The sequence below is a fragment of the Paenibacillus monticola genome, from assembly GCF_009664975.1.
GTDB lineage: Bacteria > Bacillota > Bacilli > Paenibacillales > Paenibacillaceae > Paenibacillus_AQ > Paenibacillus_AQ monticola.
The window spans coordinates 72,877-87,588 of sequence record NZ_WJXB01000018.1 but is presented as its reverse complement, the minus strand read 5'-3'; the positions used below and the strand labels follow the sequence as shown (position 1 = coordinate 87,588).

Annotated in this window: 12 protein-coding genes; 11 read left to right on the top strand and 1 reads right to left on the bottom strand. The window is 48.2% G+C overall.

The annotated features are described in order from the left end of the window. Window positions 1-136 precede the first annotated feature (136 nt). From GJB61_RS28985 to GJB61_RS31385, 4 genes are all read left to right on the top strand, one after another. Window positions 137-1,744, top strand: a complete 1,608-nt coding sequence (locus GJB61_RS28985) for an FAD-dependent oxidoreductase (RefSeq protein ID WP_154122521.1) — start codon at window positions 137-139, stop codon at window positions 1,742-1,744. Next, entirely contained in the window at window positions 1,741-2,073 is a 333-nt protein-coding gene (locus GJB61_RS28980; RefSeq protein WP_338116188.1) for a 4Fe-4S binding protein, read from the top strand. The genes GJB61_RS28985 and GJB61_RS28980 overlap by 4 nt, the downstream gene beginning before the upstream one ends. Before the next feature lie 15 nt (window positions 2,074-2,088). Continuing rightward, window positions 2,089-3,159 (top strand): ABC transporter substrate-binding protein, encoded by a 1,071-nt coding sequence (locus GJB61_RS28975; RefSeq protein ID WP_154122519.1) that lies wholly within the window; start codon window positions 2,089-2,091, stop codon window positions 3,157-3,159. Window positions 3,160-3,318: 159 nt separating this feature from the next. Next, window positions 3,319-3,597, top strand: a complete 279-nt coding sequence (locus GJB61_RS31385; protein ID WP_195724517.1) for a hypothetical protein — start codon at window positions 3,319-3,321, stop codon at window positions 3,595-3,597. A 114-nt stretch (window positions 3,598-3,711) separates the two neighbouring features. Here GJB61_RS31385 and GJB61_RS28970 read toward each other — a convergent pair whose 3' ends face one another. Further along, window positions 3,712-4,254, bottom strand: a complete 543-nt coding sequence (locus GJB61_RS28970) for a glutathione peroxidase (protein WP_154122518.1) — start codon at window positions 4,252-4,254, stop codon at window positions 3,712-3,714. A 223-nt stretch (window positions 4,255-4,477) separates the two neighbouring features. On the opposite strand from GJB61_RS28970, the gene GJB61_RS28965 reads away from it, so the two are divergent. The 7 genes from GJB61_RS28965 (at window position 4,478) to GJB61_RS28935 (ending at window position 14,644) form a co-directional block, all read left to right on the top strand. Continuing rightward, window positions 4,478-6,754 (top strand): PAS domain S-box protein, encoded by a 2,277-nt coding sequence (locus GJB61_RS28965; protein ID WP_195724516.1) that lies wholly within the window; start codon window positions 4,478-4,480, stop codon window positions 6,752-6,754. 465 nt (window positions 6,755-7,219) lie between these two features. Then, complete coding sequence (locus tag GJB61_RS28960) at window positions 7,220-8,296, top strand: bifunctional 3-deoxy-7-phosphoheptulonate synthase/chorismate mutase (protein WP_154122516.1); 1,077 nt, start codon at window positions 7,220-7,222, stop codon at window positions 8,294-8,296. A 169-nt stretch (window positions 8,297-8,465) separates the two neighbouring features. Continuing rightward, the gene (locus GJB61_RS28955) at window positions 8,466-9,920 is read left to right on the top strand and encodes a SulP family inorganic anion transporter (protein WP_420819781.1); all 1,455 of its coding nucleotides are present in this window, start codon (window positions 8,466-8,468) and stop codon (window positions 9,918-9,920) included. 204 nt (window positions 9,921-10,124) lie between these two features. Next, window positions 10,125-10,955, top strand: a complete 831-nt coding sequence (locus tag GJB61_RS28950) for a prohibitin family protein (protein WP_154122515.1) — start codon at window positions 10,125-10,127, stop codon at window positions 10,953-10,955. 119 nt (window positions 10,956-11,074) lie between these two features. Then, complete coding sequence (deoC, locus tag GJB61_RS28945) at window positions 11,075-11,752, top strand: deoxyribose-phosphate aldolase (RefSeq protein WP_154122514.1); 678 nt, start codon at window positions 11,075-11,077, stop codon at window positions 11,750-11,752. Between the two features lie 288 nt (window positions 11,753-12,040). After that, window positions 12,041-13,333 (top strand): homocysteine synthase, encoded by a 1,293-nt coding sequence (locus tag GJB61_RS28940; protein ID WP_154122513.1) that lies wholly within the window; start codon window positions 12,041-12,043, stop codon window positions 13,331-13,333. Window positions 13,334-13,456: 123 nt separating this feature from the next. Next, complete coding sequence (locus GJB61_RS28935; RefSeq protein WP_229522515.1) at window positions 13,457-14,644, top strand: hypothetical protein; 1,188 nt, start codon at window positions 13,457-13,459, stop codon at window positions 14,642-14,644. Window positions 14,645-14,712 lie beyond the last annotated feature (68 nt).

Below are 14,712 nucleotides of genomic sequence, written 5' to 3'. Positions count from 1 at the left end.
CGCACAATAAGTTTACCGACTTTACCTGTCCTGCTTAGTATCTGGTATACACAGGATAGAGGTCGCTTAAACCTCAGGCCCATTTTCATTACACATTGTGCCCGTCAGGGCATTAAAATTTAGGAGGTCAATACAAATGAATCAAGCAGCAAGCAACGGATCGGTGAACCTGGTGGCAGATGTGTTGATCATTGGCGGAGGTCCGGCAGGTACTTGGGCCGCACTCTCAGCAACCGCGAAAGGTGCCAAGGTTATCCTTGCTGATAAAGGCTTCTGCGGTTCCAGCGGGGCAACAGCGCCTTCGGGAACCGGCGTCTGGTATGTGAAGCCGGATGAGAAACTGCGGGAAGAAGCGAAGGCGAGCCGCTATGCGATGGGCGGCCAACTGGCGGAACACCGCTGGATGGATCGGGTGCTTGACCGTACCTATGAGAATATGAATAGACTAGGTGTTTCGGGTTATCCATTCCCTGTGGATGAGCAGGGTAATCAATACTGCCGAGGCCTCCAGGGACCTGAATATATGCGGCTGATGCGCAAGTTAGTCAAGAAAGCAGGCGTCAGAATTCTCGATCACAGCCCCGTACTTGAACTGCTTGCTGATGAGCATGGTGTTGCTGGTGCGGCTGGAGTGCATACGCAGAGCGGTGAGACATGGTCGGTACATGCGGGAGCAGTAGTTATTGCTACCGGTGGTTGCGCCTTTCTCAGCAAGGCACTTGGCTGCAACGTCCTGACCGGTGACGGTTACTTGTTCGCCGCCGAAGCGGGGGCCAGCCTGTCGGGTATGGAATTCTCCAATGCCTATGCGATTTGCCCGACCTTTTCCTCCGTGACGAAGACAGCGTATTACAGCTACGCCAGCTTCTATCATGAGGATGGAAGTGTAGTAGAAGGAGCGGGGTCTAAGAAGGGACGTTCAATTATCGCCCGAAACCTGCTGGCTGGGCGGCAGGTATATGCCAAGCTGGATGGGGCAGCAGTGGATTTAAGGCCGCTTCTGCGGATCGCCCAGACAAACTTTTTCCTACCTTTTGATCGCCGTGGAATTGATCCCTTTAAGGATGTATTTCCGGTTACGCTGCGGTTGGAAGGCACCGTTCGCGGAACGGGAGGAATTCGCATTACAGACGAGAGCTGCGGGACAGGTGTTCCCGGTCTCTATGCAGCAGGAGATGCAGCTACCCGCGAGCTGATCTGCGGCGGATTTACCGGAGGTGGAAGTCATAATGCGGCTTGGGCCATGTCCTCTGGCTCCTTTGCCGGAGAAGGTGCAGCCGCTTATGCACAGCGCCTTGGCCAACATGCAGGGTTGCGCACACCTGTAGGGTTATCCTCCTCACCACTCGTTCATCAAGAGGTGAAGTCAGGTGCAGCGGAGAGAACAGCAGAGTATGTAGCTGCGGTGCAGGCGGAAGTGAAGCCTTATGATATTAATCTATTCCGTACGGAGAAAGGACTAACTTCTTCACTGAGTCGTCTCGACGGACTATGGAAAGAGCAGCGCAGCCAGGAGATTCAACGGACACCGGAAGGCGTCAAAGCGCGTGAAGCGGAAGCTATGACAGCCACAGCCCGCTGGATGTACAATTCCGCACTAGCCCGTACGGAGACTAGAGGTATGCACAAACGTGAGGATTACAAAGAAATAGATAATGCTCAACATCATCGCCTAATTAGCGGTGGATTGGATCAGGTCTGGGTGAAGACAGAGGAAGTGGCGAAGGAGAGTGTTCTACAGTGATTGAAATCATCAGTGCTGACCGTTGTATCGAATGCAACCAATGTGTATCGGTCTGCCCAACTAATGTATTTGACCGGGTAGAGAATGGGATTCCTGTTATCGCCCGGCAGAGCGACTGCCAAACTTGCTTCATGTGTGAACTGTATTGTCCTGCAGATGCCTTGTATGTGGCACCGGATTCGGAAGGGTTAACCGGAATAACCGAGGAAGAGCTGGAAGTACAGGGATTGCTAGGCGGATATCGGGAAAAGGTAGGCTGGGGCAAAGGCAGACAGCCGGTGGCAAGTCATGATTTTATGTACAAATTAGCGGCGAGAGCCGGGTTCTGAGGAGGAGCAACAACAATGAAAAAGGCATACAGAGAGATTCAAGGGGGACGTTTGAAAAGATTTAGGTTTGCACTTGTTGCAAGTGTAGTTATGGTAATGCTGGTGCTTCAGGCTTGCGGAAATAACGCAGGTAATGCAAATAAAGGAGCAGCTAGCGCAGCCGGTGGGTCGAATACTGCAGAAGCAACAAACACGGAGACGCCAAGCAATGGTCCAGATGTGCTGAATTACGGATACATCGGTACGAATAAGCTGAATGTGCCAGGTGGCGCAGAGGGCTGGGGCTTATACAAAGGCATCATTCAAGAAGAATTGAAAAAGTACGGCATTACTGAAGTGAAACTGACCGGCTTCCCGAATGGTCCGGATCAGACGGAATCCTTAATCAGTGGACGGCTGGATTTTGGAAGTCTCGGGGATACCCCGGCTATTATAGCCTATGCTTCCGGTGCGAAGACACGCCTTATTACACAATCTATGACTAATAATATTGGTTATCTAATTGGCAAGAAGGATGGACCCCAAACGATAAAAGATCTGCAAGGCAAGACCATTGCCATTCAAAAAGGTTCTTTTATGCATCGTTATATTGTCGGATTGTTGCAGGAGGAAGGCGTGACAGATTATAAACTGGTTCATATGCTCACCCCTGACGGTACGGCTGCACTAGCGCGGGGAGATATTGACGCTATGACTAATACAGGAATACCTGCACTGAAGCAAATTAGCGAGGGATATACCCATCTGGACGATGCATCAACACATCCCACTTTACTAGGTAGCAGCGTAACCGTAGCTTCCGAGGAATACCTGACCAAGTTCCCGGACTTTCCAAAAGTTTGGAACGAAGCACGGGAAAAAGCGCTGGTGGATCTGAAGCAGCATGAAGACGAATATTATCAGTTCCTAGCTGATATTGGAAGTACCACCCCTGAACTGGCGAAGCAAGTGAGCCCGATCAGTGATATTAAAGATACTGCCTTTACAGAGGATGGATTGAAACTGCTGGATGGCACCAAAAACTTTCTGATCGAAGAAAAGCTGGCGAAGAAAGACTTCAATATTAGCGATTGGCAGCTGCAATAAAAGTAGTCCTGTTCAAAGGATTTATAGGGAAGGGGCTTTACCAGAAGAAGATATTTTCCACGTATAAGAGTGCCTTTTGCACTTCAAGGCTGTAAAAGCTAAAAAACGAGCCAGCCTCCGGGATATTGGAGACTGGCTCGTTTTCGTTTTTTATCCGTAGTGGCCTACTTTAGCAGGTTATGTGCAAGCGAAAGCCAGCTGAATTCGAGAATTACTTTTGATAACCCTCGCCGGAATCCCCGGTTTAAGCTGGCCATTTCGCATGAAGGTGGCGTCCGAATCGGTCTTACTGAAGCTGCTGTTTCGGTTGCCGAGAGTTTTCTGGCTGTTTGTATTTTTGCAGGCGAGGCAGCTTTACCAAAGGGCGATTTCTTTTGTGATTTTAAAGAAGATTTTAAGTGCGGTTTTCCGCTGAAACCAGCGGAGAGGACGGACTGATTGCGGAAAAGCGGTAGCGGTCGCCCGAAAGCTTTCCGAAATTAAAGCTCGCTTCGAAAGCAAATGCTGTGTCCGGTTTTTCCCATTCACTATCCGGTCGCACACTTAGGTCTTTTACAGCAGTTCCTCAATAGCAGGCTCAATATCCAGCGGATCAACTGGGGTTTCGAACCGCTGCACTACAGTGCCCTGGCGGTCGATCAGGAATTTGGTGAAATTCCATTTAATCTCGTCAGTAGCTAAAGTTGCAGGGTCTTGTGTTTCAAGCATATTTTGCAGAAGTTTTCCTGTAGATTGACTTACATCGAAGCCTTTAAAGCCAGCTTGCTCCGTTAGATAGTTAAATAGGGGATGTTTGTCGTCACCTTTCACATCAATTTTCTCGAATAATGGGAAAGAAACGCCGTAGTTGATCTGGCAAAATACATTTACTTCTTCGTTGGAGCCGGGCTCCTCTCCGAACTGATTGGAAGGGAAACCAAGGATGATCAAGCCACGATCCTGATATTTCTCGTACAGCTTCTGCAGATCGCCATATTGTGAAGTGAAGCCGCATTTGCTGGCTGTATTCACGATCAGCAAGACTTTATCCTTATATTGTTCAAGATTAATTTCTGTACCGCGAATGTTGCGGGCTGAATAATGATATACGCTCATTGCTGTTTCATCCCTCTCCGTATGTGTAAATTGTATTTCTGATAATTAAATTGTATACAATTTAATATATGATGTCAAATATGCTTAGGAAGACTAGCTTTTATAGTTGGAAAGAGCAGGAATAGCATTGACTTTCATTTGATTATGCAAGATATTTATAATAAATATTTAAAGTATATTCAAAGCAATCATTTATTCCACAAATGGGCGGTGGGTAACATTGTTGAGACAATCTATAGAGGGTAATTCCCTGTTTGAACGTTTGTACAGAACGTCGAACGTTGGAGTAGCTTTTCTTTCTTTGGAGGAGAAATGGACAAGTATTAATCCTGCCGTATCTGCAGCACTTGGCTATACTGAAGAGCAACTATTAGGTCATGATTTCAGAGAACTCTTGTATGGGGATTCTACACAGATACATACAGAGATGATGGAGGATCTTAGCAGAGGCCAGGTCCCTTTTGTTGATAGTGAATTGGAGTTGCTGGATGTTTGGGGTCTGCCTGTTCCGCTGCTGCTGCGAGTGATGCTTATCAACAATCCGTCTGCGGAAGTTCCGCTTTATTATATTGTCCATATGATTAAGCTTTCAGGGCAACAGCCTAATTTTGAGGAAATGATGCCAGTGGATGAACTATACCGGCTGATTGCTTTCAATGTGAGGGATATTATTTATGTGGCTACGCCTGATAATATCTGTCAGTATTGTTCTCCATCTATTCAAGAAGTACTTGGATATGAACCAGAGGAGCTGATTGGGAGTGATGTTCGGGGATTGATTCATCCGGAGGATCTTGTTGTATTGAGATTCCCGAAAGTGTCAGACATACCAAGTATTCAACTACGGATTCGTCATGCAGATGGGAATTATATATGGATAGAATTTACTTTGCGTATTGTAGAGACTAGTCAAGAGGGATGGAACATCATTGCGATTGGACGTGATATCACAGAGCGCAAGGCAGTAGAGCAGAAACTGCAGGAATCGGTAGAGCGCTATACTTCCCTCAAAAAGTATAACCATGATGCCATCATATCCCTTGATCTGCAGGGGAATATTATCAACGGCAACGAGAAATCCTGTCAACTAACAGGCTACTCCATACCTGAGCTGACAGGATTAAATGTGGAGCGGATTGTGGGTACTGGACATTTCGCTGATATTATTGCCTACGCCATGGAGGATGGCTCTGAGCAACACAATATAGACTCCATTTGGCATAAGGATGGGCATTCTGTTGAAGTAATGACCACGGTTGCTCCGATCATTATTAATGCTTCCAATGTGGGATTTTATATTATCGTGAAGGATATTACCGAACAGAAGAAGCTGTTGGTTGCCAAGGAAAGCGCAGAGAATACGAATCATGCCAAAAGTGAATTTTTGGCCATGATGAGCCATGAGATTCGTACACCTATGAATGGGGTTATTGGGATGACTGATCTGCTGTTGGAGATGAGCGAGCCGAATTCACAGCAGCGTGAATATTTGGAGATCATCCGGCAGAGCGGGGATACGCTGTTGTCAATCATCAATGATATTCTGGATTTCTCCAAGATTGAAGCTGGCAAGACCGCCTTGCACGAAGAGCCCTTTCAACTTAGAAACTGCATCGACGCAGTGCTTGATGTGCTGAGTTATAAAGCGGAAGCGAAGAAGCTGAAGGTTGAAGTTGTGGTAAGTTCCGATGTGCCGGACAACCTGATGGGTGACGAAGAACGCTTGAAGCAGATTTTGCTTAATTTGGTTGGTAATGCGATTAAATTCACTTATGTTGGGGGTGTGAAGATTAAAGTATCCCTTGCAGCGAGAGAGCGGGACCAGGTTACCTTACAGTTCTCTATTGCGGATACCGGGATAGGGATTCCCGAGAAGTTTCGCAGCCGCCTGTTTGAGCCTTTTTACCAGTTGGATCATTACCTGAATGGGCGGCACGAGGGGACGGGCTTGGGGTTAGCGATTACCAAGAAACTCGTCGAGCTGATGGGTGGACAGATTACGCTTCAAGAGCGTGAGAGGACTGAGGAAGCTGGGGCTACTTTTGAATTCAGTATAATTATCCGGGAGGAAGAAGTCAGCGATTCATTAACGGGATCGGTAGGCGCTTCTGGATCAGATCTGGTCTCCACACGCCGCTTGCTGCGGATTCTGGTGGCTGAAGATAATGAAATTAATCAGATTGTGCTACGCAAGATTCTGGAAAAATGGGGACATTCTGTGGATGTAGCCAATGACGGAATAGAGGTGGTACAGCGCGTAACCCATGAAATTTACGATCTTATTTTTATGGATGTCCAGATGCCCCGGATGAATGGAATAGATGCGACTAAGATTATCCAAGAGAGTCTTCCGGCGGATCAGCTCCCGGTTATCATAGCTGTAACAGCCAATGCGCTGAAGGGTGACCGTGAGTTTTGTCTGGAGGCGGGAATGGATGAATATATTAGCAAGCCGCTGAAAGGAGAGACGCTGAAGAATATCATTGACAGTTTTTTTTGAAATATATTTTGCTGCGTTAATGCTATGAAGCGTTGCACTGACATCTTGCATCGAGTATTGATTTTGTTTAAGATAACAGAAACCAGCCAGAAAGATTTGGTTGTGGATACATGCAAAGACAATGACGAAGAGAGTACGTGCTTATAAGCGGATCTTAACAGGGAAGGTGTGCCAGAGACTGAGAGCACCCTCATGAGACGATTAGCACCGAAGTTCACTTCCGAGTCGGTACCTGAAGTGCTCTGCTGCAGTAGGTGGCAAGTATGAGTAGGGAGGCACGCGCCCCGCGTTACCGGGTGAAAGACAGAGTTAATCTCTGGCAAGAGGAAATGTAGTAGCTGTATTATTCCTCGTTGCCGGATAGGGATTAATTCTAAATAAGGGTGGTACCACGGCTCCTCGTCCCTTGCGGCGGGGGGTCTTTTTGCGTCTGTATAATTACTAAAGAAGAGGGAGTGGAAGGAAATGAGTAATGAAGAATTGGATAAGCTTAGAGCTCGTCTGGACGAGATTAATGGACAGCTGCTGGAGTTAGTATCTGAGCGGGCCAAGGTTGTTCAGGAGATCGGAGTCGTTAAAGAGAAGCAGGGTGTGCCTAAGTTCGATCCTGAACGTGAAAAGAAAATGCTCGATAAGTTAGTTGAGATCAATAAAGGTCCATTCACGAGCGGAACGATTCGCAGCCTCTTCAAGCAAATATTCGCAGCTTCTCTGGATCTGCAAAGTGATGAACATAAGAAATCACTGCTAGTGGCTCGTAAGAATCATAAGCAAGATACGGTTATAATCCTGCCTGGAGATGTTACAGTCGGCGGATTATCCTCGTTGATGGTTGCAGGACCTTGCTCCGTGGAAAGTGAACTGCAGACCCGTACCGTAGCAGCCGCATTGCAAAAGGCTGGCGTTCGTGTAATGCGCGGAGGTGCCTTCAAACCTCGTACTTCGCCTTATGATTTTCAGGGGCTGGGTATGGATGGTCTGAGAATATTGCGGGAAGCTGCGACGGAATATGGTTTGCTGACCATCAGTGAAATTGTAGATCCTAGACACATTGATCAAGCCTTGGATTATGTAGATATCGTCCAGATTGGTGCCCGGAATATGCATAACTTCGAGCTGCTGAAGGCTGTCGGAGAATTGAATAAACCAGTACTGCTGAAGCGGGGACTCTCAGCTACGCTGGAGGAATTCCTGCATGCGGCTGAGTATATTATGTCCCGTGGCAATACACAGGTTATGCTCATTGAACGAGGTATCCGTACTTACGAGAAATGGACCCGCAATACGCTTGATATTTCAGCTGTGCCGATTCTGAAACAGGAGAGCCATCTGCCGGTATTGGTCGATGTTACCCACTCCACAGGTCGCAAGGATATCCTTATCCCTTGTGCCAAAGCCGCACTGGCTGCCGGAGCCGACGGTATCATGGTTGAAGTGCATCCTGATCCGGCAACCGCGTTATCAGATGCCGCACAGCAGCTGAACATAGAGGAGTTCAATACCTTCTTCGACGAGGTAAAGGCTTCAGGCTTGTTCCGATAATTTAAATATATCGAATTTGGGCGAAATTTGCTGTAAACATTCAATAAGGATGATAATAAGCGCTTACAATACTCTGTTTACTTTTTGTGAAGGTTGGGCTGGGTCAGGTACAATTAGAAATATTGGCATTGCACCGGACCTATGCCTTAACTGATCAGGAGGAAACACGATTTTGAAACAGCTTACCTTAAATAATGGGTGGTTTTCTAACACCCGCAGCGATATTTTGTCAGGGATGACGGTAGCCGTTGCACTGATTCCCGAAGCGATCGCTTTCTCGATCCTAGCCGGAGTAAGTCCAATGGTGGGCTTATACGCATCCTTTTGTATTGCTATTATAACAGCGTTTGCCGGTGGCAGACCGGGCATGATCTCGGCAGCAACGGGTGCTATGGCGCTGCTAGTTGGCAGCCTCGTGCTACAGCATGGAATTGAGTATTTGTTCGCAGCAACTGTTTTGGCTGGTCTTATTCAGATATTGATGGGCACGCTGAAGTTGGGCAGATTCATCACGTTTTTGCCGCAACCTGTAATGACGGGTTTTGTAAATGCGCTGGCAATTCTTATTTTCATGGCGCAACTGACACATTTCACAGGCCAAGGCTGGATCATGTACGGTCTTGTAGCGCTGACGCTGGTTATTATCTATACGGTTCCGCTGTTTACCACAGCAGTACCTTCTGCACTAGTAGCCATTATTATAGTTTCAATAATTACTATTACGCTTCATCTAGATGTGCGAACTGTAGGTGATATGGGCTCGATTACGGCATCGTTGCCATTGTTTCATTTGCCACAGCTTCCGTTCACATGGGATACACTGCTGATCATTTTGCCGTATTCGCTCTCGCTAGCTGTAGTAGGTCTCCTGGAATCGCTGATGACGGCGACGCTGATCGATGAGATTACAGGCACTGGAAGTGATAAGAACAGAGAGGCAAAAGGCCAGGGACTAGCTAATGTGGTCACTGGATTTTTCGGAGGAATGGCTGGTTGTGCCATGATTGGCCAATCGATGGTTAATATGAAGTCTGGCGGACGGACTCGTCTGTCCACGTTCGTATCAGGTATATTCCTGCTGTTTCTGATTCTTGTGCTTGGGGATGTAGTGAAGCAGATTCCGATGGGCGCGCTCGTTGGAGTAATGTTTATGGTGTCTATCAGTACCTTTGACTGGAGTTCCTTGAAATCGATGCTCCGCATTCCGTTAAGCGACGCACTGGTTATGCTTGTAACGGTAGTCACTGTTGTTGCCACGGATAACCTGTCTATCGGTGTACTGTTCGGTGTATTGCTGAGTGCCCTAACGTTTGCCTGGAAAATAGCCTCTATTCGCTTAACTGCCCAGGTAACGGGGATTTCTACAACATATGCCGTTTCCGGCCAGCTATTCTTCGGCACGACGAGCCACTTCTTTCATGAATTCGCTTATGACAGTGACCCGGAGCAGGTGATCATTGACTTCACCCACTCGCATGTGTGGGATCAGTCAGCGGTGAATGCGATTGCCAAGACGATCAGCAAGTACGCTCAACTCGACAAAAAAGTAACCATAACCGGGCTGAATGAAGAAAGCTCGCGGCTGGTTAAACGGGTTGGGTTATCCTTGTCGGGTGGACATTGATTTGGAATTATAATTGAGAGTTTTATCCTAAAGAGCAGCTCTTCCCTTTTGGGGAGGACTGCTCTTTTTTTGGCATCAAGCCTGCCTAAGCAAGGACAATCCCTCTAAGAAAAAGGTGATTTCTGTGCGACCTTGTGACCTTACTATCCGTATAAAAAGTTCATAAGGGAAATTATCTAAAATTGTGAAAGGGGTCAAGACCCAATGGAAATTAACCCGAATATGAAGCCTTTGCGTCCCGGAAGAATAATTAGCTGGGTTGCGGCAGGACTGATTGTGTTGTTGATCGGAGGGAATTCATTCGCATCAGTAGAATACGGTCACATCGGATTGTACAAAACCTTTGGTAAGCTGAACAACAATATGTTATCTCCGGGCATTCATTTCAAGATACCGTTCTTCCAGTCTGTAATTCAGGTTAATACGCAGGTAACGAAGGCGGAGACAGACACATCGGCGTCTTCGAAGGACCTGCAACCCGTCTCAACCCATGTGGCGGTCAATTATTCCGTTAATAAAGCCTCTGCTTATAATCTGATGAATAACATCGGAGGTAATTTCGATACAGTAATTATTAATCCGGCGACTCAGGAGATTGTGAAGGAAGTGACCGCTAAATACCCGGCGGAAGATTTGATTACGCGGCGTGATCTAGTGGCGGGTGAGATTAGTGAGCTTCTGACTACCCGGCTGGCAAAATATGATCTCGTCGTGAATGATATTAACATTGTTAACTTCAAATTCTCGGAGGCCTTTAACCAGTCGATTGAAGCCAAACAGGTAGCCCAACAGCAAGCGCTCAAGGCGGAAAATGATCTTCGCCGGATTGAAATTGAAGCCAAGCAAAAAATCGCGCAAGCCCAGGCAGAAGCAGAATCACTAAGGCTCAAGAAGCAGGAGGTTACAGCGGAACTAATTCAGCTGAAGCAAATTGAGGTCCAGGAGAAAGCGCTGGAGAAATGGAACGGAGTGCTGCCGACAGTGACAGGTGGAGCTACTCCATTCGTGGATATTCAAGCGCTGACTCAGAAATAAAATAGGAATGGAGCTGACTCTTTGTAGATGCAGAACCCTGACTTTTCAAGTCAGGGTTCTATTGGTATGATTACAAGGAATGAAAGCAGAAAATAGCCCGAATTATGGAGGAATCAACAATGAGTAAAAACACATTATCCCGGAGTATTGACCATACGCTGCTTAAAGCGGATGCACGTAAAGCAGACATCATCAAATTGGCAGAAGAGGCCAAAATCTATAAATTCGCCTCTGTCTGTGTAAATCCAGCATGGGTGGCAGTTGCCTATGAAGTGCTGAAAGGTACACCGGAGGTTAAGGTATGTACAGTGATCGGCTTTCCGCTAGGATCAACGACAACTGAAACCAAAGCTTTCGAAACAACCAATGCGATTGCTAACGGTGCAGGAGAAGTTGATATGGTTATTAACATCGGCGCTTTGAAGGATGGCAATGACGAACTGGTTAAACGCGACATCGCTGCAGTTGTAGAGGCAGCCCGGGGTAAAGCCCTGACAAAGGTCATTATTGAGACCAGCCTGCTGACTGAAGAAGAGAAGGTTCGTGCCTGCAAGCTGTCAGTCGAAGCTGGAGCAGACTTTGTGAAGACTTCAACCGGTTTCTCTACAGGTGGTGCAACGAAAGAAGATATCGCCTTGATGCGCGCGACTGTAGGACCTACTATCGGTGTTAAGGCTTCCGGTGGTGTACGCAGTGCAGAGGATGCACTAGTAATGATCGGGGCAGGTGCAAGCCGTATTGGGACAAGCGGTGGTGTAGCTATCGCCAAAGGTGAACAAAGCCAGAGCAGTTACTAAACAAAAGCAATTAATCCGTTGCGGTGGGGACGAATATGACGTTCCCGCCGTTTTTTCGAAATAGAGCACGTAGAGGGATTACGATCTGAATTCACACAACTACAGTAATTTATGTAAGCGCTCTGATTATCTCTTGTTGTTCTAGTTCGCTTATTTTTTAATAAATATAATAATCCACACCGGAATAATGAGAATTTATCTTTTCAAATGACCTTGTTTGTGAGAGAATGGTTACAATTCTTGGATGTCAAAGATTGCTATTATTCATAATTTGGGGAGGAAATACCTATGTCAGAAGACCGCAAGCTGTCGTTTGAAACATTGGCTATTCACGCAGGCCAAGAGATTGATCCAACTACTTTTGCTCGTGCAGTGCCGCTGTATCAGACAACCTCCTATGGTTTCCGGGATGCTGAGCACGCTGCTAACCTGTTTGGACTTAAAGAATTCGGCAACATCTATACGCGGCTGATGAATCCGACTACAGATGTGTTCGAGCAGCGGCTAGCCGCACTCGAAGGCGGGGCGGGTGCGCTTGCGACGGCTTCCGGGGCAGCGGCTATCTCCTTCTCCATTCTAAATATTGCCGGGGCCGGAGATGAAATTGTATCAGCAGCCAGTCTTTATGGTGGTACGTATAATTTATTCTCTACAACACTGCCTAAGCTCGGGATCAAAGTACATTTTGTGGATTCGGATAATCCGGAGAATTTCCGCAGTGCGATCACAGATAAGACGAAAGCATTGTTCGCCGAAACGATTGGTAATCCGCAAGGAAATGTGCTGGATATTGAGGCAGTGGCGGCCATCGCTCATGAGTATGGAATTCCACTCATTGTGGACAACACGTTCCCGAGTCCGTATCTGCTGCGTCCGATTGAACATGGGGCTGATATTGTGGTGCATTCAGCAACCAAATTTATCGGGGGACATGGAACATCAATCGGTGGCATCATAGTGGATAGCGGAAAGTTCGACTGGAAGGCCAGTGGCCGATTTCCTGGGTTGACGGAGCCAGACCCAAGCTATAATGGCATTGTGTATACGGAGGCAATGGGCCCGATTGCTTATATTATTAAAGCTCGTGTTCAATTGTTGCGTGACCTGGGAGCGGCTATTTCACCCTTTAATTCTTGGTTGTTATTGCAGGGTCTGGAAACACTCCACCTGCGTCTGGAGCGCCATAGCCAGAATGCGCTGAAGGTGGCACAATATCTGGAAGCGCATGAGGATGTGGAGTGGGTTAGCTATGCCGGGCTGCCAAGTCATCCATCCTATAAGCTGGCACAAAAGTATTTACCTAAAGGTCAGGGAGCGATTCTTACCTTCGGAATTAAGGGTGGAAGTGACGCCGGACGCCGGTTGATTGAGAATGTGAAGCTGTTCTCCCATTTGGCGAATGTCGGCGATTCGAAGTCGCTGATTATTCATCCGGCCAGCACTACCCATCAGCAGCTTTCCGCTGAAGAACAAAGCTCAGCAGGGGTAACACCGGAGTTGCTGCGTTTGTCTATCGGCACGGAGTCGATTGATGATATTTTGTATGATTTGGAGCAGGCCATCGCTGCCAGTAAGCAATAGAATCATAACATTGAGGAAAGGCATCTCTCGTTTGTGCGAAAGCACAGCAGGGATGCCTTTTTTGAAATATAAGAATTTATACACGATAACTTATCCTTATATTTCTCGAAGAATACCATTCATTTGATACCGCTTGCATATTTCTGCCGCGATCCCCGTATTTATAAACGAAGCATTATTAATGCCGCTGACATTGTATTGACTAAATGTAACAGCCGGCAGGAATCCAAAGCCAAAAAGGTGGGTGCGGAGATGAAGGGTGAACGTCAGCAGGATGGTTTCTGGGGCAATGAAGAGCGCTCGTTAAACTATACTATTGGTGATCGGGCAGCAGGGGTAGAGCTGAGTCAATCTAGCTCAGTGGCCTCAGCCGCGGCTGAATTTATCATCACCGGAGGGCAACGCTGGGAAGCAACGGGACAGCTGAAACGTACTTATTTTAACTCTGTCGCTGCGGAGCCAGCATTTCTGGTGCTGCGAGAAGGGCGAGAAGAGTGCCCGGCTCCTCGAGGGGAGAGTGGGTCCCCCGCTGGCCCTATTCTGGTGCGCAGCGAGGAATGGCTGCGCACTCCAGAGCTTGCTATCCTTCTGGACAGCTGGCTAGCCTGCGATGACGAAAGGCAAGGCGAACGGGTTCTGCAGCGGATATATTATCGGCTGCGGGCTGAGGCAGCGGCGCTGCTTGAATCTCCGGAGGGTGACTGGACCATCGTCACCCTGTTGTATACGCCGGAGCTAGCTGCGCAGCCGGCAAGGCTTGCTGCACTTCAAGATGCGCAGCTTGAAGCGCTGTTCACTGAGGTGGCGGAGAGCCAACGGCGTGGTGGCGACAGCCGCCTCGACCTGCTGGCTCCCTATCCCGCCAGCGCAGCCGAATTCGCGGATACACGCGAATTCGTCGAAGAGGTGGCCGAACAGACGCTCGGCCACGCTTATGCGGCGGCGTGCCGCATCGGGGCGCTGATCGCCCCCGATGTCCCGCACGCCACCGCCGGGGAAATCGCGCGCATCGCCGATTTCCTCGTGCTGGACGGCGCGGCGAGCGAGCCCGCGCCGGAGGATACCGCCGCCGAGGGCTTCGCCCAGGCGGCGGGGGATATCCTGGCCGCCGTGCGACGAGTGAAGCCGGCGGCGACCTTGCTCGCCGCGGGGGCACCGGCGGCGGTTGCTTTGGCCGATCTGTACCGGATCGGCCTGAACGGCATCTTTTGCACCGCAGATCAGCGGACTGAAGCGCTGCTTAGAGCGGCCTGCCTGATCTGGATGGCCCGGCAGGATGGCGTGGATGCTGGCGCAAGCAGTAGACAATGACAGCTGCCTTCCGTAGTCATTGCTGCTAGTTCTTCTTTGTTGATACAATCCATTAGTAGGGTCTTAAA